Source organism: Acinetobacter sp. AHP123 (genome assembly GCF_023757925.1).
Classification (GTDB): domain Bacteria; phylum Pseudomonadota; class Gammaproteobacteria; order Pseudomonadales; family Moraxellaceae; genus Acinetobacter; species Acinetobacter oleivorans.
The window spans coordinates 1,775,796-1,799,576 of sequence record NZ_CP092454.1 but is presented as its reverse complement, the minus strand read 5'-3'; the positions used below and the strand labels follow the sequence as shown (position 1 = coordinate 1,799,576).

At 39.5% G+C, this 23,781-nt stretch carries 22 protein-coding genes and 1 riboswitch; of the genes, 12 read left to right on the top strand and 10 right to left on the bottom strand.

Annotated features, from left to right (window positions below):
- Nucleotides 1-22: 22 nt before the first annotated feature.
- Nucleotides 23-1,072 (bottom strand): AraC family transcriptional regulator, encoded by a 1,050-nt coding sequence (locus MJX77_RS08715; RefSeq protein ID WP_252061214.1) that lies wholly within the window; start codon nt 1,070-1,072, stop codon nt 23-25.
- Nucleotides 1,073-1,193: 121 nt separating this feature from the next.
- Between MJX77_RS08715 and MJX77_RS08710 the strand changes: the two genes are divergently transcribed.
- Nucleotides 1,194-2,069 (top strand): metal-dependent hydrolase, encoded by an 876-nt coding sequence (locus MJX77_RS08710; RefSeq protein ID WP_199943770.1) that lies wholly within the window; start codon nt 1,194-1,196, stop codon nt 2,067-2,069.
- A gap of 8 nt (nt 2,070-2,077) precedes the next feature.
- Here MJX77_RS08710 and MJX77_RS08705 read toward each other — a convergent pair whose 3' ends face one another.
- The 4 genes from MJX77_RS08705 to MJX77_RS08690 are packed head-to-tail and all read right to left on the bottom strand — an operon-like array spanning nt 2,078 to nt 5,506.
- Nucleotides 2,078-3,073 carry a DUF2804 domain-containing protein gene (locus MJX77_RS08705; RefSeq protein ID WP_075383744.1) on the bottom strand — a complete coding sequence of 332 codons (996 nt, stop codon included), beginning with the start codon at nt 3,071-3,073 and terminating at the stop codon, nt 2,078-2,080.
- A 37-nt stretch (nt 3,074-3,110) separates the two neighbouring features.
- Nucleotides 3,111-3,623: a DUF1543 domain-containing protein gene (locus MJX77_RS08700; protein ID WP_252061213.1), complete on the bottom strand. Its 513-nt coding sequence runs from the start codon at nt 3,621-3,623 to the stop codon at nt 3,111-3,113.
- Between the two features lie 10 nt (nt 3,624-3,633).
- On the bottom strand, nt 3,634-4,863 hold the full coding sequence (trpB, locus tag MJX77_RS08695; protein WP_002116129.1) for a tryptophan synthase subunit beta: 1,230 nt from the start codon (nt 4,861-4,863) through the stop codon (nt 3,634-3,636).
- Nucleotides 4,838-5,506, bottom strand: a complete 669-nt coding sequence (locus MJX77_RS08690) for a phosphoribosylanthranilate isomerase (protein WP_252061212.1) — start codon at nt 5,504-5,506, stop codon at nt 4,838-4,840. Before MJX77_RS08690 ends, trpB begins: the two co-directional genes overlap by 26 nt.
- A 126-nt stretch (nt 5,507-5,632) precedes the next feature.
- A riboswitch (cobalamin riboswitch) is annotated at nt 5,633-5,839 on the top strand.
- Between the two features lie 36 nt (nt 5,840-5,875).
- Between MJX77_RS08690 and MJX77_RS08685 the strand changes: the two genes are divergently transcribed.
- The 3 genes from MJX77_RS08685 to MJX77_RS08675 all read left to right on the top strand — a co-directional run bounded on the left by MJX77_RS08685 (nt 5,876) and on the right by MJX77_RS08675 (nt 9,228).
- A complete protein-coding gene (locus tag MJX77_RS08685) occupies nt 5,876-7,765 on the top strand; it encodes a TonB-dependent receptor plug domain-containing protein (protein ID WP_252061211.1) in 1,890 nt (629 codons plus the stop codon).
- Between the two features lie 96 nt (nt 7,766-7,861).
- The gene (locus tag MJX77_RS08680) at nt 7,862-8,440 is read left to right on the top strand and encodes a cob(I)yrinic acid a,c-diamide adenosyltransferase (RefSeq protein WP_049838110.1); all 579 of its coding nucleotides are present in this window, start codon (nt 7,862-7,864) and stop codon (nt 8,438-8,440) included.
- Between the two features lie 74 nt (nt 8,441-8,514).
- Nucleotides 8,515-9,228, top strand: a complete 714-nt coding sequence (locus MJX77_RS08675; RefSeq protein ID WP_252061210.1) for a glycerophosphodiester phosphodiesterase — start codon at nt 8,515-8,517, stop codon at nt 9,226-9,228.
- Between the two features lie 27 nt (nt 9,229-9,255).
- Here the strand turns inward: MJX77_RS08675 and MJX77_RS08670 are convergent, their stop codons facing one another.
- A complete protein-coding gene (locus MJX77_RS08670; RefSeq protein ID WP_004789146.1) occupies nt 9,256-9,789 on the bottom strand; it encodes an META domain-containing protein in 534 nt (177 codons plus the stop codon).
- Between the two features lie 208 nt (nt 9,790-9,997).
- On the opposite strand from MJX77_RS08670, the gene MJX77_RS08665 reads away from it, so the two are divergent.
- The 3 genes from MJX77_RS08665 to MJX77_RS08655 all read left to right on the top strand — a co-directional run bounded on the left by MJX77_RS08665 (nt 9,998) and on the right by MJX77_RS08655 (nt 13,370).
- The gene (locus tag MJX77_RS08665; RefSeq protein ID WP_004789144.1) at nt 9,998-11,170 is read left to right on the top strand and encodes an acyl-CoA desaturase; all 1,173 of its coding nucleotides are present in this window, start codon (nt 9,998-10,000) and stop codon (nt 11,168-11,170) included.
- Between the two features lie 99 nt (nt 11,171-11,269).
- Nucleotides 11,270-12,712, top strand: a complete 1,443-nt coding sequence (locus MJX77_RS08660) for a protein adenylyltransferase SelO (RefSeq protein ID WP_252061209.1) — start codon at nt 11,270-11,272, stop codon at nt 12,710-12,712.
- A gap of 76 nt (nt 12,713-12,788) precedes the next feature.
- Nucleotides 12,789-13,370, top strand: a complete 582-nt coding sequence (locus MJX77_RS08655) for a L,D-transpeptidase family protein (RefSeq protein ID WP_252061208.1) — start codon at nt 12,789-12,791, stop codon at nt 13,368-13,370.
- Nucleotides 13,371-13,441: 71 nt separating this feature from the next.
- Here the strand turns inward: MJX77_RS08655 and MJX77_RS08650 are convergent, their stop codons facing one another.
- Nucleotides 13,442-14,128 carry a response regulator gene (locus MJX77_RS08650; RefSeq protein WP_003655179.1) on the bottom strand — a complete coding sequence of 229 codons (687 nt, stop codon included), beginning with the start codon at nt 14,126-14,128 and terminating at the stop codon, nt 13,442-13,444.
- A gap of 21 nt (nt 14,129-14,149) precedes the next feature.
- Nucleotides 14,150-15,808, bottom strand: coding sequence for a sensor histidine kinase efflux regulator BaeS (gene baeS, locus MJX77_RS08645; protein ID WP_049838143.1), 1,659 nt, complete (start codon nt 15,806-15,808; stop codon nt 14,150-14,152).
- A 132-nt stretch (nt 15,809-15,940) separates the two neighbouring features.
- Between baeS and MJX77_RS08640 the strand changes: the two genes are divergently transcribed.
- The 4 genes from MJX77_RS08640 (at nt 15,941) to MJX77_RS08625 (ending at nt 20,958) form a co-directional block, all read left to right on the top strand.
- Entirely contained in the window at nt 15,941-16,312 is a 372-nt protein-coding gene (locus tag MJX77_RS08640) for a hypothetical protein (RefSeq protein WP_252061207.1), read from the top strand.
- Between the two features lie 289 nt (nt 16,313-16,601).
- Nucleotides 16,602-18,404, top strand: coding sequence for an acyl-CoA dehydrogenase C-terminal domain-containing protein (locus MJX77_RS08635; RefSeq protein ID WP_252061206.1), 1,803 nt, complete (start codon nt 16,602-16,604; stop codon nt 18,402-18,404).
- Between the two features lie 167 nt (nt 18,405-18,571).
- Nucleotides 18,572-20,353 (top strand): acyl-CoA dehydrogenase C-terminal domain-containing protein, encoded by a 1,782-nt coding sequence (locus tag MJX77_RS08630; RefSeq protein ID WP_151988960.1) that lies wholly within the window; start codon nt 18,572-18,574, stop codon nt 20,351-20,353.
- 122 nt (nt 20,354-20,475) lie between these two features.
- Nucleotides 20,476-20,958, top strand: a complete 483-nt coding sequence (locus MJX77_RS08625) for a phosphate-starvation-inducible protein PsiE (RefSeq protein ID WP_013196854.1) — start codon at nt 20,476-20,478, stop codon at nt 20,956-20,958.
- 48 nt (nt 20,959-21,006) lie between these two features.
- On the opposite strand, the gene MJX77_RS08620 is transcribed toward MJX77_RS08625, so the two are convergent.
- Entirely contained in the window at nt 21,007-21,390 is a 384-nt protein-coding gene (locus MJX77_RS08620; RefSeq protein ID WP_004789127.1) for an RcnB family protein, read from the bottom strand.
- 163 nt (nt 21,391-21,553) lie between these two features.
- On the opposite strand from MJX77_RS08620, the gene MJX77_RS08615 reads away from it, so the two are divergent.
- Entirely contained in the window at nt 21,554-22,000 is a 447-nt protein-coding gene (locus MJX77_RS08615) for a hypothetical protein (protein WP_004789125.1), read from the top strand.
- 266 nt (nt 22,001-22,266) lie between these two features.
- Here MJX77_RS08615 and MJX77_RS08610 read toward each other — a convergent pair whose 3' ends face one another.
- Nucleotides 22,267-23,730 (bottom strand): phospholipase D family protein, encoded by a 1,464-nt coding sequence (locus MJX77_RS08610; RefSeq protein ID WP_252061205.1) that lies wholly within the window; start codon nt 23,728-23,730, stop codon nt 22,267-22,269.
- Nucleotides 23,731-23,781 lie beyond the last annotated feature (51 nt).

Here is a 23,781-nt window from a genome sequence, read left to right as displayed (position 1 = left end):
ATAGAAAATCGCCACAGAAAGGCTATTTTATTGCATTTTTATTTATTAGCTGTAATTGTCTTTTTCTTGCTAATAGGGTTTGTCCTGTCAAATTTTTATGGGCACGTGCAAGTGCTGACTGGTCCGAATATCCCAATTGTTCAGCAATTAAAGTGAGGCTGGCATTTTGGTTAAGTAATATCTCACAGCGCTTCATACGCTCTGCATCTAAAATTAATTTAAATGAAGTGTTTAATGACTGTAGTTGGCGCTGCAAGCTTCGTACCGAAATATTCAACTCGATGGCAATATCTTCTATTTTAGGGGCCTGCTGCCTTTGCTTAAAATATTCATGGACGATCCAATGTATTTGCTGAGCTAAATCTGTATGTATTTTACGCTGAGCTAATGCTTCTTCTGCCTGTTTCACTAAAAGTTGCATTAAGGTTGGGTCTGCATGCTGAGGACGAATACTTAGTCCCTCACTTGCAAAAGTTAATGCATAGTAAGGTTTTTCAAATGATAATTTGCATTGAAAGAAACGCTGATAGTGCACTAACGGGCCACGTGCACGGTGCACGAACTCAACTTGTTGCAAGAGAAAATCATGTAGTGGGGCTATCTGTTTAGCAAGCTGTACCATCGCGGCCAAAGTCAATTCACAAAGTATGATATTGCTGTCATCAACCAACGGCCAATACAAACGAATTTTTGAAGCATCTTGCTCAATTTGCATAGGCACCACTTGTTCACCGTCAATCACCAGACGATGAAACTTCATAATATATTCAAGAACCTCGGCAAAACTGCCACTTCGGGATGCCATGTAGCCCAATACACCAAAATTAGCAGGTGTAATGCAAGTGGCCATTTCCAAAGCTAAATTGGAAACTTGTAGCTGAGATTCGGTTAGCTCTAAAAGCTCAAGAAAAAAATTTAACGATGATTGAGCATCAATAGACGAAGCTAAAATATTTTGAACTTGTCGGGCCTGAACATCCGTCAGATTTAATGCCTGCCAGTCCATTTCCCTTTCTTTTAAGTAAGTATTCCAAAGGTAAAAATACCCATTTGAAATCGTAAAATCCTGCATGGCGCATCCTTTTTTTTACTGCCATCTTGTCGCAAACTGTATAAAAATTGGCAATAACTGTCAAAACAAAGCCGACCAGCCGCGACATACTAGTGAACAAGTTAGATGCGAGAAATAAAATATGAACGCACATGTTTCTTATCAAGTCGAGCCAGTGGTTCGTAAAGATCTAGATTTTCATTTAAACGAAGCGCCTCGCTTTTGGTTTAATAATGATCCTTTTTTGACTCGTATGTTTGATGCACTCAGCTTAACCTTTCCTGATGGAGAGCGTTATTTTATCGAATGCGTTCGTATGTTCCGTGACAAAATTGAAGATCCAGAACTACAAAAACGAGTTGTGGACTTTATTAAACAAGAAGCTCAACACGGTATTGCTCATGACAAAATGAATCAGCTCATGAAAGAACAAGGTATGCCTGTTGACCAATTCACAGCTACATTAAAAAGAATTTTTCGTTTTGAACTCACCAAACGCTCACCGCAATACAATATTGCAATGACGGCAGCAGCTGAACATTTAACTGCATTAATGGCAGAAACGTTTTATAGCAATAGAAAAACTTTGGAAAATGCTCACCCGTATGTCCGAGCGCTGTTTGCTTGGCATGCCATTGAAGAGATGGAGCATCGTGATGTTGCTTTTGATGTCATGAAACAAGTAGGCGAAGTTCCTGAGTCGACTCGTCGATTTGTATTGGTTCTTACAACAGTACTCATGTTTGGCTTTACACTCTACCGCACCAACATCATGTTGAAATGTGATGGCTTTAGTCCAAGAGAAAGACTCTTAATGAGCCTTAAAGGCTTACCTTGGTTCTTCGGCAAAAATGGCACATTAACTGCTATGAAAAGCCAATATTTAGATTGGTTTAAAAAAGATTTTCATCCAAGTCAGCATCCGGTCATTCGTCAATATCCAGTCTGGATTGAAACACTTGAAAAGACCAATGATCCTATTGCAGCTGGTGAAGCATTTTGGCAAGCAGGTTTATAACCTGCTTGTTACCATTTTGCATAATGTTGTTCTAGTAAACCGTATTGCTCATTGCAATTGATTATATCAGTTGCCTCATGCTCAATCGTGCCGCTAATTTTAGCTTGCCACTGATTGAACTGGCTGCCGATCATTCTTAAATTAATATTTTCGTATCGGCACCAACCAATATGGACCTGTAGATTAAGTTTTTGATCTAGAGAGCTAATTTTCCAAAGTTCATCATTTACTTTTTCAAATAAAACATCAGTCAGTGGAAATAAAACTCCGTTAATCCATAAGCAATTTTCATTACCAAAGCTTTCATTCACACCAGAAGCTAAATTTAAACCGATACGCCGCCCTTGCTCATCCCAGAAATTACATGAAAGCCAGAACCAAGCTGTTTCAGGTCGCAAAAAACCACATGTATCATCTAGAGATGCAAATGTCTTTTCATCAAATTGGACGACTTGATTTTGTTTATTAATAAACATCCCTTCTACAGCAAGCGTGGTCTGCTTTTGGGTATAGGTCCACCCATTAATTCCCGTTGGAGTACATAAACTTAATATATCGGTTCCAGCACAAAAAATACGAGCGCTGAGTTGAATCTCACCATATTTGGTCACTCGAATGTACCGCACCCCATTGGCATGCTGGATATCAAACTGATAAGGCGATTTAGAAAAATAGCTTTGATTAAACAATGGCTGTTCATCAAGATAGGTTTTATGCCCCAAAGGCTGAATTGCATTCCACTCTATGACCTGCTGAGTTTCATGATCATAAATATAGAAAAAACCGTGCCCGACCCAACCGATATCTGCAATCGCTAAACCAATACTATAATGTTTGTGTTGAATACCGCAGAATTTAAATTTTTTATATTTTAATTGCTTACGCCAGCCCTTTAAGACCTTACCATAAGGGGTTTTATAAATATAATGTTGTACGTGAATGGTTGACGGTACAGATTCAAAACGCCCATAACGAGGCTGTCCATTTTCTTGAATTAAATCCATTTACCCACTTCCATATGAATATTAGATTTCAAATGACCTATACCACGGTCAAATACGTATTTTCCCAAATTGTTGCAGCAAAATCACCTTTTATTAAATGAATATAGCGCCCTGCTACACAATCTATCGCTAAGCAGTCATCAATATCAATGACTCGATCTGTGTGTGCTTTTTGCCACTGTTGATCTATAAATTGTTTACCTAATTGTTTTGCAACGACAGCGTTTGGTGCAACTACAAACTCATAACGGTGAAGTTCACCGAATTCACGAGCATTATATCCACCCAGATTAATTAAATATAATTTTAAATCATCTGGTTTGGGTGCTGCATCTGTAAAATGAATTTGATAATTTTGCACTTGAGAGCTAACACCAGAAAGCTTGGCCCAAGCATCAATATGCAATCCTTGAGCCTCACCAAACCAAGCCTGTTTAAGTTGAGGATAAACTTCTTCCAAAGTATCTCCTACAGCCATGACTACATCATGAACTTCTGTATTAGCACGTGCATGACGCCCGCCTAACATCACCATAAACAAACTTGGCATTATAGTTCTCTTACATCTCAACCATTTCTACGCCATCAATGCGTGCAACTGTCATTAAATCTTTATCACCACGACCTGAAACAGTCGCAATAATAATCTGATCTTTAGACATGGTTGGTGCAAGCTTAGAAACGTATGCCATTGCATGTGAGCTTTCAAGTGCAGGAATAATCCCTTCGATTTTGGTTAAATCACGGAAACCTTGCAAAGCTTCTGTATCATTAATCGGCACGTATTCTACGCGCTTCATATCTTTCAAGAAGCTATGTTCAGGACCGACACCCGGATAGTCAAGACCAGCTGAGATACTATGTGTCTCAATAATCTGACCTTGTTCATCACTCATCAAGTAAGTACGGTTACCGTGCAATACGCCCACATGGCCTGCATTTAACGGCGCAGAGTGTTTACCAGTTTCAATACCAAAACCAGCCGCTTCAACACCATACATTTTCACATTCGCATCGTTTAAGAATGGATAGAACAAGCCCATTGCATTTGAACCGCCACCCACGCATGCAACCAATGCATCTGGTAAGCGACCGGCTTGCTCCAAGATCTGTTTACGTGCTTCACGGCCAATAATCGACTGGAAGTCACGAACGAGTTGAGGATATGGATGTGGGCCTGCAACTGTACCAATTACATAGTACGTCGTATCAACGTTAGTTACCCAGTCACGCATTGCTTCGTTCATGGCATCTTTCAGCGTTTTAGAACCACTTTGTACAGGAACAACAGTCGCTCCCAATAAGCGCATACGATAAACGTTCATGGCTTGGCGCTTAACGTCTTCAGCACCCATATAAACAACACATTCAAGACCTAAACGTGCTGCAATCGTTGCAGTTGCAACACCATGTTGCCCAGCACCAGTCTCGGCAATAATACGTTTTTTACCAGAAAGCTTTGCCAATAACGCCTGACCAATCGTGTTATTTACCTTATGTGAGCCTGTATGGTTCAAGTCTTCACGTTTAAGATAAATTTGCGCACCACCTAACTCTTTTGACCATCGCTCAGCATAATAAAGTGGACTAGGACGACCTACATAGTAGGCGAGATCGCGGTCGAATTCTGCCAGAAACTGTTCATCATTTTTCATGCGGGAATAGAGGTTTTCTAAATCTTCTAATGCCGCCATTAAAGTTTCTGACACAAAACGTCCGCCATGGATACCAAAATGCCCTGCAGCATCTGGGTACTGTGTATAGTCAATCACATTGTTTTGCTGATCCACGTTGGACTCCTTGCATAAATCGTTCAATGAGTTGTTGGTCTTTTATACCTTTTGCGGATTCTACGCCTCCGCTCACATCTACTGCAAAAGCACCGGTAGTATGAATAGCGTCTATGACATTGTCAGGGGTTAAACCACCTGCCAAGATTAAAGGAATATCAAGTTTTGGGAATTTAGACCAGTCAAACTGATGCCCTGTGCCCCCTTTAAGCTCAGGATGCCACGCATCGAGCAATACAGCACTGGCACCAGCCGCCTGATATTTTTGAATTTCAGCAATTACATCTAAATCAGGTTTAACCTGAATCGCTTTATACCAGCGACGCTTACAATGGCGAGCTATTTCCTGACATTGTTCTGGAGTTTCATCGCCATGTAGTTGTAATACATCTAGGGGAACACAATCAAGTACATCCTGAATTTCAGTGGCACTTGCATTCACAAACAAACCAACCATTTGTACATAAGGTGGAATTACTTTTGTAAACTCTTGAACCGCTGCAACTGTCACATGTCTTGGACTTGGCGGGAAAAAAACAAAACCTATCGCATCTGCTCCAGCAGCAACAACTGCCTGAACATCTTGAAAGCGAGTAATTCCACAGATTTTTGCGCGTGTACGTTTTTGGTTTGATGGGCTCATGATCTGCCTAAACTACAACCATTTCTTAAAATAAACGCCATTGTAATGCAATTTTTGTCCCTTGCGTAAAAGTTCTCTGGGAATTGCTTCAAATGACATTGTATGAAATAAATCGCCACTTTATACTGCGTAAAATTGGAAGCAAGTGTAAGCAATTAATGCTTTAGGGAAGCTGGTGAAAGTCCGGCACTGCCCCCGCAACGGTAACAATGTAAAGCATATTTTTTAAGTCGATATCGACTTACACCACTGCAGTCATGTGGGAAGGTGAATATGTCCATAACATGAATATGGCGCTGAAGTCCGGAGACCTACTTGTTTCATCTATCTACCCGATCATTCACGTGGGGTGAATGTATGGAGCATGTTATGTCTAAGACTTTTCAACCTACTCGTCTGGTAGGGGCTATCGCTATTGCGATGGGGTTTTCACCTGTTATTTTTGCTGAAGATACAACCAACGCAACTCAGCTTGATCCAATTGTAGTGACTGCTTCAAAAAGTGCTGAAAAAGCGAGTGAAGTTCCGGCGCGTATTTCAGTGATTTCTAAAGAAGAAATTGAAAAAAATCCTGCTTTAAATCTATCTGACATCTTGCAAAAAGATGCATCTATTTACGTAAAACAATCAGGTGGAGTTGGCCAACTTGCGGATCTATCTTTACGAGGTGGTCGAACTGGACATACTTTATTGCTTAAAGATGGTGCGCGCATTAATAGTCAGAATGGATTAGGTCCTCTTACTCCAGAATTCATGGATCTGACAGATGTAGACCAAATTGAGATTTTGAAAGGACCTGCTTCTGTACAATATGGTAGTGATGCGATTAGTGGTGCTATTCAACTGATCAGTAATACTCCTAAAAAAAATAATGCCTTTGTCACGGGTATATATGGAGAAGATAATACTTATAAAGCTATTGTAGGTGCTGATATTGTTTCGCCACAAGGTTTCTATGCTCAAATACGTGGACAGAGACTAGAAACTGATGGAACCTCTATTTTAGATATTCAGGATGATAAGGAAAAAGCACCTTATGATCAAAAAGGATATAGTACAAAAATTGGATATGATAATGAGGTATTCAAAACAAGTTTAGCCCTCAGTCAAAATAAAGGAACAAATAACTATACTAGTGATTACTACCACAACACTTCACAAAAAGAATTTGAAAATCAGCTCATCAATTGGTTAGCAAGTTACAATATTAATCCAAACCTTGCTTTAAATGCTCGATATTCAAACACTAAAAATAACCAGACTTATTTAGGAGATCCTGATTCCCATTACAATGCTAAGGCGAATGAAGGGGATATCAATGCTAAGTGGAATTTTACTACTACTCAAAATTTACTTGCTGGTGTAGATACTAATCGTAGTGAATACAGCTCAGCTTCATTCATTGGCAACAAAGAAAAGTTAGATACCACCGGATATTACATCCAACATCAATACAATAGTGATGGTATTCATACTCAAGCTGGGGTTCGAGTAGAAGATAACGATTGGTTTGGCACTCATACAGTTGGCCAGGTTGCAGCACGTTATCAAATAGCACCTCTTACAAGTATTTATGCAAATATGGGAACAGCATTTAAAGCCCCAACCCTTGAACAGTTATATGGCTATTATTATCAACTCAATTTTCAAGGCAATCCTAATTTAAAACCTGAAGAAAGTACGGCATATGAACTTGGTGTTGACCAAAAATTAGCTTATGGACTTTCTGTTTATATGTCTGCATATTACACAGATATCAAAAATCTTATTAGCTTTGGCAAGATAGATAATAAGAGTACTTACGTAAATTTAAATAAAGCACGTATAACAGGTGGCGAAGCAGGAGTTATATGGAAGCTGAATGAATATTTTTCAAATATTGAATATTCATATATTAAAAGCCGCGCTACTGATAACTTAACAGGTCAAAGTTATGATGTTGCTTACCGCCCTCACCAAACTATAACATTCTCAGCTGGCTATGATGATGGAGTCTATGGTGTAAATGCATCATTAATCGCACGTTCAAAAGCTAATGCTGACAATACAATAAACTCAGTTAAAGTTCCGGGTTACGCAACTGTTGATTTAAACGCTTTTTGGAATCTCAACCCAAACGTAAAGCTATTTACGAACATCCAGAATATTGGTGATGTGCGTAATAAGACAGTATACAATCCCCAATCTTCATTCTCTCCAGAATACTGGTATATCAACGGTGGCCGCCAAGCTTCTGTTGGGGTCACTTTCCGTTATTAATTTTTCACTCTGATTATAAAAATATTTTCTTAACTCCAGTTTCGGGGTAATGTTCTGACCGACATTATCCCCTTTTTTATGTTCAGGATATCCATCATGGGACACCGTTTAAGCAAAATCTATACACGCACAGGCGACTCAGGCACAACAGGTTTAGGCGATGGCTCTCGTGTTGCTAAAGATGATTTACGAATTGCAGCACTTGGTGATGTCGATGAACTCAATGCCATTATTGGGGTACTTCGTGCTCAAATCACAGCCAGTCAAGTGACCAACAAAGCGGATTGGGATAAAAGTCTCAGCCTTGTTCAGCATTGGCTTTTTGATTTAGGTGGAGAGGTTTGTATTCCAAACTACAATTTACTTGAGCCCGTTTGTATTGAATTTCTTGAAAAAGAAATTGACCGTATGAATGAAGACTTACCAATGCTTAAAGAGTTTATTCTGCCATCAGGCTCTTTAACTTGCAGTTATGCCCATCAAGCCCGTGCCGTTTGTCGCCGGGCAGAACGATCTCTACTGTCAGTACAAACACGTGATCAAAACATTCAAACCACGGCGCTCCAGCTTTTAAACCGCCTGTCTGACTGGTTGTTTGTTGCATCTCGTGCTTTACAACGTGCCGAGGGCGGCCAAGAAGTACTTTGGCAAAAAAATATTAATGAGATTATTTAAAAATAGATTAGATTAAACATGGTCTCTGCTCTTTTTAAAGAGACCATAGTCAAAATATTTCATAGAAGAAAATTATGCGCATTATTGGTCATCGTGGTGCACGTCGAGAAGCTCCTGAAAATACACTAGGTGGGTTTCAGCACATAAAAAATTTAGGTATTCGTGGTGTCGAATTTGATATTCGTCAGCTTCAAGACGAAGAGTTGGTCGTGATCCATGATGATAATTTTTTACGTACAGCTGGAGTCGATCAAATTGTTGAGCAATCTACTTTGGCTCAAGCACTCTCATTTGATCATCGTCAAAATTGGCCTGACTGGCCAAATTCAGAGCCAACACCAACACTCACAGGCGTTTTAAAATTACTTGATAACTTCGATCATATTGAAGTCGAAGTGAAAGCTGTAAGAGACATGGTTTTAGCAGAAAAAATTGCTCAAAAGCTTGAGGCCGAATTACAAGGTTTTGAGAAAGTCATCACCATCACAAGCTTTGATCTTCAAATTTTAACTGCCTTACGCGATATAAACTCTCAATTCAAACGTGGATTGTTAGTGGAGCTTCCAGTTGGAGCAACAGCAATTGAACTCGCTCATCAATATGGTTGCTGTCATATTGGCTGGCACGATCAACTCGCAACAGATGAAATGATTCAGCTTTCACAGCAGGCCAACTTAAATATTAGTGTCTGGACAGTGAATGATGTAGAAAGAGCAAAAAGGCTTAGGGATTTAGATGTACAAGGGCTAATTACAGATATTCCAACCACGATGTTACAAGCTCTATAAATATAAAAAAGGTGGTAAAACCACCTTTTATTTCTTTTGTGCCTGAATAAGGCGTTGTCCACTCTGATCAAGCAGATATAACGTATTACCTACGAGCTGGAAACGTTGAATACGTTGCAAAGCATCCACCAGCTCTGCTTCTTGAGCCAAAGCACCATCACAGCTTAAATGCCCTGCATTAACCTGCATATCAAGTTTTTGCTGGCTAAAATCAAATGTATAACGACCAAAAACTGCGTTACATCCAGTATGGCCTGATACTGTTTTGATAGCAGAATTTAAAGAGAGAGTCGGCCACTGTGTAAAGAATTTTGCCTTATGGCCACTGATCTGAGTAATCTGCCAATCAATATCTTGAATGCCATCAGCACTCACTCTCTTTTTTACAACAGGCGATTGAACATGATGAACTGTTTTTTTTGTTTGAACTTTTTTTGTATTTTGATCGGGTGCACTTTGACATGCGGCTAATACAAGACTGATTGTGACCAAGATACACTTCAATGATAATTTCCTTGCAATATCAATGCTGTTCTTTTTTTTCAATCGTTGTACGTTCATTAAACAACTTCTCCTACTTGAAAAACTCTGTGACATAGTTTAATTCTGTTACCGTTCTTTCAATACATCTGTACAATAATGCTAGTGATTCTCACTAAGCACGTGCTAATATGAAGGATAGAATAGCAATATATCTTGATGATCGGTTTTGCTATGTCGTTTTGTCTTTGTACCTTGTCTGACAAGGATTCTAGGAGCGCTGCCGGATATGACTTCCGCCCCACTCAAAGCCCCAATTAACTGGACCGCTAGCATTACCTTAATTGGTTTACCAATTCTTGCCGCAATCATAATCCCGATTTACGCGTATTATTATGATTTTAGTGTAAGCGCATGGGTAAGCTTATTTTTTCTTTTAGCTCTAAGTAGTATGGGGATTACTGCTGGTTATCACCGCCTGTGGGCTCACCGAGCTTACGAAGCGTCGTTACCGCTTAAAATTCTTTTAATGATCGGTGGAACTTTTGCCGTACAAAATAGTATTTTGTTCTGGGCATCTGGTCACCGTACTCACCACAGACATGTTGATCATGTCGATGAAGATCCATATTCAATTGAGCGTGGTTTTTGGTATGCCCATATGGGTTGGATGATCCGCGATCATTCTCCATCTGAGCCTGACTTTAAAAATGCACCTGACTTGCTCAATGATAAATTGGTTATGTTCCAGCATAAATACTATGGTTTACTCGTAGTTGCGGTTCATGTTGGAATTTTAGGTTTAATTGGTTGGGCAACTGGCGATTTATGGGGTGTGGTCCTCATAGGTGGTCTCTTACGCTTAATCATTAGCCATCAAGTGACTTTCTTTATTAACTCACTTTGTCATATGTTCGGTAAACGTCCTTATACAGACGAAAACTCGGCACGTGATAATTTCTGGTTAGCTATCGCTACTTGGGGCGAGGGTTACCACAACTATCACCATATCTTCCAATACGATTATCGTAACGGTGTGAAATGGTGGCAATATGACCCAACAAAATGGTTGATTTGGTCTTGTTCTAAACTTGGTTTAGCTAAAAATTTACGTCGTATTCCAAGCTTTAATATTAAAAAAGCAGAACTGGCGATGAAGTTTAAATATGCCGAGCAAGATCTTGCTATCTATGGTCATGATGTAAATGCTGACATTAGTCAAATGAAACAACGTATTGCACAAGAATACGAAGCATTTACCCATACTTTAAATGATTGGGCAAAGCTTAAAGAACAAGAGTTACAAGCGAAAAAAGCAGCAATGGCTGAAAAGATTCATAGAATGGATCACAAGCTTAAAGTTGATTTTCAATTGCTTGAACACCGTTTAAGTCATCACCGTGAATGCTTAGAAACACTTATGCGTAGTGTTAAAAAGAATACCAACGTGGTGTCAGACTAAAATAAATTCTGATCAAAAATAGCTCTTTCGGGAGCTATTTTTATGCCTGCTTTTTAACTATGGTATAGTGAAATCCGCTCTCTCTATTTTGCCAAGACCATGCAATTTCATCCGCTCTACCCTTCACTTCCTTCTAAATTATTCCATATTCAGCAGCCATCTCCTTTGCGTGGTGCAAAAGCAGGCCATTTCAATGCCGCTTTGGCAGATGAACTGCAATGGTCAGAAGACGAAAAAAATGCATGGGTTGAAATCTGTAGCGGACAGCGTACTTTCTCTGAATTCCCTTCTCTGGCGATGGTCTATGCTGGCCACCAATTTGGACAATGGGCAGGACAACTCGGTGATGGTCGTGGCTTACTGATTGCACAAATACTCAATACAAAGGGTCAAACCATCGACCTACATCTAAAAGGTGCAGGCCCTACCCCTTATTCAAGAATGGGAGATGGACGTGCAGTGCTGCGTTCCGTTGTCCGCGAATATTTAGCTGGGCATGCTTTAAATGCTTTAGGCGTCGCTTCTAGTCACGCGGTAGGTTTTACGACCTCTACTCAAGGGGTACAGCGCGAAAAATTAGAGTTAGGCGCAATGCTGCTCAGAACATCTGAATGTCATATCCGTTTAGGACATTTCGAATGGATTAATCAATACGCTCCAGAGTTACTGTCAGAATTTACTCAAAAATGTATTGAATGGCATTATCCTGAGTGTCTAGAAACTGAGAATCCTATTTTATCCTTTGCCAAAAAGGTAATTGAGCGGACTGCAATCATGATTGCGAAATGGCAATTGGTTGGGTTTGCTCATGGCGTGATGAATACCGACAACTTAAATATTACTGGTTCAACACTCGATTTTGGTCCATATGGTTTTATGGAACGCTTCCGCCCGAACTGGATTAATAACCACTCAGATTACCAAGGCCGTTATACTTATCAAAATCAGCCAAGCATAGGCCATTGGAATTTATGGACGTGGTTAAACAACTTGATTCCACTTGCTGAACCTGAACAAAAGGATCAGTTCAAAGAAGAGTTAGCGCGTTGCTTAGAACAATTTGAACCGACTTTTATTGAACATTATACAACTGGTTTATGTCAAAAAATGGGACTTCCCCATTTTCATAAAGACAGTCTTGATTGTAGTTTTAGTTTTTTAAAAATCTTACAAACTGAACAACTTGATTACACTCAGAGCTTTATCCGACTTCAAAATAAAGAATATAAGACTCTACGAGATGATTGCCTTGATATTCGACAGTTTGATGAGTTTCTTAGCCAATATCAAAGTATTCGTGAACATCAAGATACTGCTGAACTTGATGCAAACATGCAGCAAGCAAATCCGATTTATATTTTACGTAATCACATGGCTCAGCGTGCTATCGAAGCAGCAGAACGAGATGATTTTAGCGAAGTAGACCGTTTGTTTAAGCTGCTTGATCAGCCATATACAAGACAACCAGAGCTCGAACAGCCACAAGATTTAGGCCCGTTACCAAGTGACGTACCAGACGTAGCTGTCAGCTGTTCTTCTTAATACTTTAAAAACTAAAACTCTCTTAAACCACTTTGGTAGTGGATTAAGAGAGTTTTTAAGCATCAAAGAATAATATATGAAAATTAGACCTATCATTATTTGTACACTTCTTATAGTTCCACTCGGAATCGCTTTTTATAAATATGAAAAATATTTACCAACTTTTACGCCAAGTCATCAAGCGCTTTCAAATGAAGAGGTCCTTGAAATAATCAAAACAAAACCCATCACCTCAATTGAAGTGTTTAAAAATCAACGGATACTTCTACTCAAAAGTAATCAGGAAGTAATTCGTCGTTATCCTATTCGTTTAGGCTTTAACCCTGAAGGACATAAACATTTTGAAAATGACGGTAAAACGCCTGAAGGTGTTTATTCTATAGATTGGCGCAATCCACAAAGTGCTTTCTATAAATCATTGCATATTTCCTATCCCGATACGAAAGATATTGCTTATGCCAAGCAATATAATCAACCAACAGGTGGAAATATCATGATTCATGGATCAGTTCCAAAATCCTTTTTATCTATGCCTTTTAGCTCGACTTATATGCCCCATAAGGATTGGACATTAGGATGTATTGCGGTTAGAAATGCAGATATAGATGAGATTTGGCAATTGGTACCAAATCATACGAAGATTATTATTTATCCATAAAATCTTTAAAACTATCCACATTTTCTGTGGATAACATTGTGGTTATCCACAGAATAACTTTCGCGAGTGTTTTACTCTTCTGGATATTCGAAGCGGTAACCTACACCATAAACAGCTTGAATCCATTCATGACGGTTACCAGTTTCAGCCGCTTCGCTAATTTTTCGGCGCAAGTTTTTGATATGGCTGTCAATCACACGGTCGGCAACGTCAAAACTATCTGGATTAATATGATCCAATAATTGTGCACGTGAATACACTTGCCCTACATGCTCTAAAAATAGCTCAAGTAAGCGAAATTCGGTTGGTGTTAAGCTCAATGATTTTTGTTGATACCAAATTCTTTGCTGTGCTTTATCAATTCGGAACGAATCATTTTGTTCAGGCTCTGCCTTACGCTCTAAACGGCGCAGAACAGCTTGTACGCGAGCTACCAATTCTTTTGGACTAAATGGTTTACATACGTAATCATCAGCGCCCATATTCAGACCTAACACACGGTCAATTTCTTCGGTACGGGCAGTGACCATAATAATCGGTAAATCTGATTGTTCACGAACTTTACGGCAAATGGTCAAACCATCCATTCGTGGAACCATTAAGTCCAGAACCATTAAATTAGGTTTACGTTGCTGGAAACTCGCATAAGCATCTTGACCATCATGAAACATACTTACTTCAAAACCGGCAGCTTCAAGATAATCACGCACTAAATGCGCTAATTCGACTTCATCTTCAACCAACATCACATGTTTCATGAGATATTTTTCCTTTTATATTTAACTCTGCTTTTTAAAAGTGAGCACACAACGTAAACCACCTAACGGTGAATGTTCAAAACTCAGTGTACCACCAAGCGCCTGCGCAATTTTACAAGACAAAGCCAAGCCTAGCCCTGTTCCACCTGTACTACGCGTACGCGAATCATCTACGCGATAGAAACGTTCACCTAAACGGGATAACTGCTCATCGTTTAAACCAAATGGGCTGTCATCGACATACAAAGTCCACTCCTGCGGAGTTTGAGCTGTATGAATATGAATTTTGCCACCTGTTTCTGTATAACGAATACTATTACTAATTAAATTAACAATAATCTGTTTAAACCGATCACGGTCTAATAATAGCGGAGAACTTGTTCCTTCAACTTGAATTTCGAGACCAGCCTGCTCAAGTTTAGGTTTAAAGTTTTCTACTTCCTGTAATACCACTTCCCACGGATTAACAGAACTTAAATAACACTTAAGCTGCTGAGCATCTGCCTGTGCCAGATCTGCAAGGTCTTGAGTCAATTTTTTCAAGCTTGAAACCTGACGCATCATTGCATCTAAATGTTCAGGGGTTGCTTTTCGAATCCCGTCTTGCATCGCTTCAATTTGTGCTTGTAATACAGCCAACGGCGTTTTTAGCTCATGAGAAGTATCTGCCACCCATTGACGTCGCGACTCTTCATGCTGATGTAAAATTTCTGCTAAATGGTTCAATTGAGTTGATAAATCGCCCAACTCATCATTTCGTTTAATAACAACTTGATGTTGATAATTTCCTTTCGTTAATTCATTGGTTGCATTTAATAAACGCTGAATCGGCTTTTTAAAATAAGTCGCCATCAATAGCGCTGCAACTAAACTTGAAAGTAAGGTTAAAGCATAAATTAAGAGTAAATAGCGCTTTTGGTTACTAAAGAAATTAATACTCAAAGCATCTTCTTTATCTAGAACAGGTTTTAAACCTAAATATCCAACCACTTGATTGTTTAAGATAATCGGGCGAAATGACATTTGATCTGAAGAAGGTGGCTCACCTACAACAAACTGGTGTCGTGCATCATATAAAGATAAACGTGAGCTCAAACCTAAACGGTCGGGCAAAGCAATAAAACGCTTTTTACCATTTTGAGTTTCAATATCTTTTAAGCTCCCTTTCTTAGACTTATTTTTATCATCACTTGGGCGAAATTGGTTTGCGCTTAAGGGGAATCTTAATCCTTCAAAGGGTTGATATTGAGAAGGTAAATTTTGCTCAAGCGTTCTTAACTCTTCATCGCTAAAAATAGTATTTTTATTTGTCGGTGCAACTTGCGGTGAAATATTAATAAGGGCATGTTCATCGAAAGAATGCTGTTGTATGGCAATGTCATATTGACGACGAAGCCACCACTGCGAGAGACGATCGTAGTCGTCAGGAGCAGCGGTTCCTTCAATTTGTAAAATCTGTGCCTGAATCGCATTCCCCCAATCATGGTACACCGTATAGACATCGCCTAGATTGGTAATGAGTCGGTCAAGCTTCTGCATTTCAACGTCAGCCACATATTTGGCAAAGTTCTTTTGCATTGTCCAGTGCAAAACGCTCAAACTTGCAGTCGCAATAAGCAATGTGGTGAGCAAGACTGTCAAAAACAACCGTAATGCAATGGGAACACGTAGAACGTTCAAAAGCACTCTCTCATTTTTACCCTATATTTCGCATTGTAACCAACAACGAAAAGAAAAACTCTCCATTGTTTCTACATCTTTATTATCTAATCTTTAAGCGATCAGTAAACACAACATTAAAAGGCTTTAAATATGAAAATGACGGCAAAAATTGCATTATTCAGTGCGGCAATTGTAACAATGGGAAGTTTAGCGGCGTGTCAATCGACGACTCAACCACCTAAACCTGAGCGTGGAATGATGCAAGATGGCCCACGTGAAGGCCACCACCGTATGAAACATCGTGAGTTCACACCAGAACAAAAAGCAGCATGGGAACAGCACCGTGCCGAACGTCAAGCTCGCTTTGAACAAATCCAAAAAGCATGTGATGGCAAGGCCAACGGCCAAGCAGTAAATGTTCAAGTTGGAGATAAGACACTTGAAGGTACTTGTAACCTTCGTTTTGAACCAAAGCGCCCTCAACCACCAGTTAACGCTCCTGCATCAGCTCAAGCAAAATAATTCTAAAAATCATGAAACAAAAGGCGCCTATAGGCGCCTTTTGTTTATACATAACTGTTTACGATTTTGACTATTTGTATCATATAAAGATAACCAAAAGTGTTTACACTCAAAGCACTTAGCTAGTTTAAGCATTTTTTTCTTGACTTTGCAGTCACAAAGTAAAGGTCCTGAGGTGCTTGTGCAGTTATGCAAGTTGTTGCACGATGTAATAGTCCAAGGTGCCTCATGGCACATTCTCATAGATTAAGATTATAACTCTGGTTTCACCAGTATTGAGGAACCCGATATGCCACAATACAAAGCGCCCTTACGTGATATGCAATTCGTTTTGCATGAATTATTAAATGCTGAAGAACACTATGCAAAATTACCTGATTTCCAAGGTAACGTAAGCCGTGAATTGGTTGATCAATATTTAGAAGCTGCGGCAGACTTTTGTGAAAATGAACTTTCTCCTTTAAACCAAGTTGGCGACCGTGAAGGTTGTACTTGGAATGATGGCGTAGTTACCACTCCAACAGGCTTTAAAGAAGCTTATCAAAAATATATTGAACTTGGCTTTCCGTCTTTATCAGCAGAAGAACAATACGGTGGTCAGGCTTTACCTAACTCTTTAGGTATTGCAATTTCTGAAATGGTTGGTACAGCAAACTGGTCTTGGGGTATGTACCCTGGCTTGTCTCACGGAGCTGTACGTACATTAGAACATCATGGTTCTGATGAACAAAAAAATACTTATTTACCAAACCTTGTTTCAGGTGTTTGGACAGGTACGATGTGCTTAACTGAATCTCATGCAGGTTCTGACTTAGGTATTATCCGTTCTAAAGCAGAACCAAATGCTGACGGTAGCTATGCAATTTCTGGCGAGAAAATCTTTATCTCTGCTGGTGAACATGACATGGCTGAGAACATCATCCATATCGTTCTTGCTCGTTTACCAGGTGCGCCAAAAGGTACCAAAGGTATCTCATTATTCATCGTTCCTAAATTCCATGTAAATGCAGATGGTACTGTGGGCGATCGTAATGCGGTTCGTTGTGGTTCTATCGAGCACAAAATGGGTATCCATGGTAACGCGACTTGTGTCATTAACTTTGACCAAGCTAAAGGTTACTTGATCGGACCTGAAAACCGTGGTTTGAACTGTATGTTTACCTTCATGAACACAGCACGTATTGGCACTGCGGTTCAAGGTTTAGCAGCATCTGAATCATCTTTCCAAGGTGCGTTAACTTACGCAAAAGAACGTTTAGCAATGCGTTCGCTTTCTGGTCCTAAAGCTCCAGAAAAAGATGCAGACCCAATTATCGTTCACCCTGCTGTTCGTAACATGCTTTTAACTCAAAAAGCATTTGCTGAAGGCGGTCGTGCACTTGTTTACTTACTTGCTCAATATGCTGACATCGTTGAAAAAGGCGAAACAGAAGAAGAGCGTAAGTTTGCTGATAACATCTTGTCTTTATTGACTCCAATTGCAAAAGCATTCTTAACTGAAACAGGTTCTGAGTCTGCTAAGCATGGTGTTCAAGTCTTCGGTGGTCATGGCTTTATTTCTGAGCATGGCATGGAGCAAATCGTACGTGATACACGTATTTCATGTTTGTATGAAGGTACAACTGAAATTCAAGCACTTGATTTGTTAGGCCGTAAAGTATTGCAAACTCAAGGCGCAATGCTAAAAGACTTTACCAAAATTGTTCACAAATTTGTTGAAGCAAATAAAGACAACGCTGCCATGAAAGAATTTGTTGAGCCGCTTGCAGCTCTTAACAAAGAATGGGGCGATCTCACTATGCAAATTGGTATGCGCGCAATGCAAAACCCAGATGAAGTAGGCGCTGCTGCTGTAGATTACCTCTACTTCTCAGGTTATATCACGTTAGCGTATCTATGGGCTCGTATGGCACTTGTTGCACAAGAGAAATTAGCAGAAGGTACGACCGATGTTGATTTCTATAACGCGAAAGTTACAACTGCTCGCTTCTACTTCAAGAAAATCTTGCCACGCGTACGTTCTCATGTAGACGTGATTGCAGGTGGTCTAGATCCATTGATGTCATTAGACGCTGAACATTTCGCTTTCTAACCATAGTTAGTTGCGATATGCAATGTTAAAAAACAAAAAAGGACTGCTCAGTTTTGACGGTCCTTTTTTTATAAAATCAATGATAAATTTACACTTTAAATTCCATATCCATTTCGTTTTACAGGATATCTAGCACAGGCCAATGTGCACAAAAAAGGTGAACGATTATGCCAATTTACAATGCTCCTTTAGCTGATATGAAATTCATCTTAAATGATGTATTTAAAGCAGAACAATTTTGGCAGTCTAATGAGAAACTCGCTCATGTAGATGCTGCAACAGCTGAAGCAATTTTAGAAGAAATGGCTAAATTTGCTCAGAACGTGACTCATCCATTAAACCGTACCGGTGATGAAGAAGGCGCTCGCTATGAAAACGGCGAGGTGTTCACACCAGCTGGTTTTAAAGATGCATTCCGTCAATATGCAGAAGGTGGTTGGATTGGCTTAGGTGCCGATGAAGAATGGGGCGGCCAAGGCATGCCAAAAATGCTCACCGTTCTTTCTGATGAAATGTTATTTGCAACTAACCCATCATTTATGCTCTACCCGCTTCTTTCTGTGGGTGCAGGCATGGCTTTAAACAGCTATGCATCTCAAGAACAAAAAGAAACTTACTTACCAAAGATTTATTCAGGTGAATGGTCGGGCACGATGTGCTTAACCGAGCCACATGCAGGTACTGACTTAGGTATTATTAAAACCAAAGCAGAACCTAATGAAGATGGTACTTATAACATCACAGGTACTAAAATCTTTATCACTGGCGGTGACAACGATTTAGCAGAAAACATTATTCATTTAGTACTTGCTAAAACGCCAGATGCCCCTGCGGGTTCACGCGGTATTTCTTTGTTCATCGTGCCAAAGTATTTGGTAAATGAGGATGGTTCATTAGGTGAACGTAACCTCGTTGGCCCAGGTTCTATCGAACACAAAATGGGGATTAAAGCGTCTGCAACTTGTGTGATGAACTTTGATGCAGCAAAAGGTTACCTTGTTGGTAAAGAAAACGAAGGTCTTGCTGCCATGTTCGTTATGATGAACTATGAACGTTTATCTATGGGTATCCAAGGTTTAGGCGCATCTGAATTTGCTTATCAAAATGCAGCGCAATATGCGACTGACCGCTTACAAGGTCGCAGTGCAACTGGTGTTCAATCACCAAATAAACCTGCTGACAGCATTTTAGTCCATGGTGATGTTCGTCGTATGTTGTTAAACGTACGTGCAAACAATGAAGCATCACGTGCTTTTGCAGTCTATGTTGGTCAACAGCTTGATATCACTAAATTCTCAACTGATGCTGAAGCTGTGAAAAAAGCCAATAATCGCGTTGCGCTTTTGACACCAATTGCTAAAGCTTACCTCACAGATACCGCATTCCAAGCAACTTTAGATGCCCAGATGGTATTTGGTGGCCACGGTTATATTCGTGAATGGGGCATGGAACAATGTATTCGTGATCTCCGTATTGCTCAAATCTACGAAGGAACGAACGGCGTTCAGTCTCAAGATTTAATTGGTCGTAAAACCATTAAATGTGGCGGTGCGTTCATTGCTGAATACATCACTGAGATTCGTGACTTTGCAAATGACTTAGACACCGATTTGAACTTCATTAAAGATGCAACTTTAGATGCTGCAACTGAAATCGAAGCAATCACTCAATTTATTATTGAACAAGCTGCTGAAAACGTAGACTTCCCGAATGCTGCTGCTGTTGATTATCTACATGCAGTTGGCTTACTCAGCTTCGCTTATATGTTTGCAAAAATTGCGGCAGCAGCAAAAGATAAGTCTGGTGACTTCTATCAAAACAAACTTGCTTTAGCTCAATACTTTGCTGATCGTATCTTGCCGGATATTGATGCACGTATTGCTAAAATTAAAGCGGGTTCTGACTTAATTATGGGCTTCAGTGAAGACTACTTTACGAACCAAGCTTAATTAAGTTCTTTATGAAAAAGCGTCTGAATATTCAGGCGCTTTTTTATTTTGTATTTACTATTTCCATTGGCATGAAATTTGTTTAATTTCTAAACATTAAGAAACAAACAAAAGATCTTACTATGCCTGATCCTAAAAAATACGAGCGAATACTTGACCGTTTTGGTCATTACGCCGTAGAAGCCTTCCACTATTTAGCCCTGTTTATTATTGGATGTATGGTGGCTTGGTCCGCGGCCAATACTGTTTTTGAAATTTTGACTGTCAAAAAGTATGCTTCAATTGATGATATTTTATTATTATTTATATATTTAGAACTTGGGGCGATGGTTGGAATTTACTTTAAAACCAATCATATGCCTGTACGCTTTCTTATTTATGTTGCGATTACAGCCTTAACCCGCCTACTCATTTCCGATATCCAACATGACCATAAAGCGGATATGGACCAAGTCATTATTACGGGCTCGATTCTTATTTTAGCTCTTTCTATCTTGGTTGTTCGTTTTGCATCTTGGAATTATCCGTCAGTGATGAGAGAGAAACATGCAAAAACACCAACGCCTTTAAAGCCCCCTCAGCCTCAAGATGATGAATTAGCATAAAAAAATGACCTCAATATTGAGGCCATTTATATATTCTATATTTCAAAATTAACGAACACGATAAATTTGATGTTTTGAATCTACGAGTAAATATTGGTTAGGTGTTTTAACCCAACGGTATCCACGTGGTGGCTCATACAAACGATGCGATCTCCAGTCTGAAACATAATAGCGACTATTGCGGTATTCTGCTGGAACACGATCACCACGTTTAAATGCTACATATCGACCATAGTGCTTACCGCGATCGGCATTTGACCACTGTGGAGCGCGATGATCATTTCGGTAGTCATGACGGCGGTCATCACGATGCTCATATCGATCATAGTTTTTACCATGATTATTGTCCCAACGATGACTTGTATCGGCCATCGCAGTAGCTGACATACCCAACATTAATGTTGAAAGTACAAGAACGATTGGCTTTTTCATGACCTATTTCCTTTATCTTGATCTGAAGCTAGATTAAAAGAGAGTCAAGGAGAAACCATGAATAAAACAGCTTTGATTGATATTGTTTGTAATGACTATAAAGAAAATATGAAGAATCTGTATCTGTGCTACCATTACCATTTTTCAAACTAGGTCAATTGCTGTGTCTGAAATCAGTTTTGAACGTCTTCATCAATTTTTTTGCAAAGTTCCAACCGTACAAGAAGCCCGTATCATGGCTCATGGAGCAGACGGCGAACATGCTTGGTGGTTTAAGTTCAGTATTGATGTAGAACATCCGCTAGCATGGCAAACAGTTCAAGAATTAGGACATGTTTTAAATTATCTCTCGACGAACGAACGTCTACCGACTTTATTCTTCCCTGTTTCTCCACCGCCATACATGAACGGTGAAGCGAAAGACTTTTTATCGTGGATTATTCAGTGTAACCATCCTGAATTTAACCCAGATGTAGTCTGTGATTGGCTTGAGGCCCGTTTACCAAATCCTGTAGATGATGAGTCGCAGTGGAAAATTAAGACTGATTTGAGTGAATTAGAAAAGTTAGATGATAAGACTTTGGATCAGTTGATTCCTCCAGCGCCTTAAATCCGACTTATGGCACAGCCTTTACTTACAGTGATGTTCTTATGTCTTTTGTATAGGCTAATGCCTCACTTTTGAGAGGTCAAAAGTGACAAAAACCTTTGTTTCACTGATGTTACTTCCCTGCAACACAGTGAAACGGCGACATCCATGACGCTAATCACTTTGCCAATTTTGTACAAAATCACGGCAATAAATAAGCTCCAAGTTTAGAACCAATTAGGACTCCGTCGTGAAGATAGAGCCTCAAGCTTTATATAAAGTTAGGCTTAGAAAGTCGACAAACCTGACCATTCCATAAAACGATAAATCCAATACTTTACTTTAGACTCATCTGCATACTTCGCGTAATCTACGCTCATCTGTTTACCTTGCAGGTTTGACCAAGAGGTATTGAAGTAATCTTGAGCATCTTTAAAAACTTGATCTTGAACATTACCCATAACCAACATATCCGTTTCAAGGTTGTAATTTTTTAAATTACGGGCCGTAAAGTTGGCAGATCCTACAATTAACTCAGCGTGTTGGGCGTTATATTTCAAAATCATTTTGCTATGGTTCTGCTCACCATGCGTGTCACACCAACGGATTGGAATTCCCGCAGCATGTAGCTCTGAAGCTACCTGACGATTTGGTATACCATTCTTTTGTCGGCCAAATGCATCTTTATTTGGATCAAGTAAAACTCGGACAATAACCCCTCTATCTTGAGCACTTTTTAGAGCCTGAATAATCTTGCGTTCAGATAAATAGAACATACTTAAATCAAGATGCTCTTTAGGCTTAGCTGAGTTAATCAATTTCAATACAGATTGATAAATCGCTCCTTCAGTTAACACTTGAACTTGAGGTTTGGTTACGTCTTTTTCAAAGTCACCTAAAATGAGCGATGGAGAACTACTACCTGACATTCGCGCAACCGCGGCTTCAGATTGTAAAACATCTGCGGCTGTCGCTCCTGTTACAACTAATGCAACATTTGAGTGTCTAGAACTACCATCATGCGGATTTGCTGAAGTCACCAGTGACTTCCAACCAGTATCAGTATCGACGACTACAGTTTTACGGTGATTCGCCTTAAAGTTAAATAAGTTCAAATAACTGCGCAGTGTAATTTTTTCATCACCGAATGGATTCGGTAACCAACCTTTTTCAGGGTTATTTCCAACATTCTGACAGCAGATGTACCATAAGCTTGACCAGAACGGATTAGAAGCACGTAAAGGAGCTAAATTGGTTTCAATCACATCAACACCCGCTTGACGTAACTGGCGGTAATGTTCAGGGCTTAAACCACCATATACTGAGTTAATCGGGTCAGTAATTAATACAATCTGGATTTGGCGATTTTGTCTTTTTTTACTGACTAATGCATCGGTTAACTCTTGCATTAATGGCCTTTGCTTCAGTTTTGAGTCACCCACTTCTGAATTAAACAAGAACATGTCGACCACAACTGTGGTTTTTGCCTCATCAATCATTTTCAAGATTTCATCAAAGATATGCTGATCAACCTGTTGTTGCCCTTTTGCATCAAGGTAGGTTTTATCTGCTAAAAATTTGACATCGGCATGTCTAAGCTTGCCACTAAAGTTAATCCCTTGCGGCAATGGTTTTACTGTGTGGTAAATTGCCGATGCAATATATGCAATAGCAACAACGCAAAGTAATATCGCCATATAACGACGCCCTGACCAATTTATTTTTTGATGAATTCGTTGAAAAATACGCATAAAAAAGACCTAACTTGATGCTTTCAAATTAGGTCTTTTGGATTGATTTTT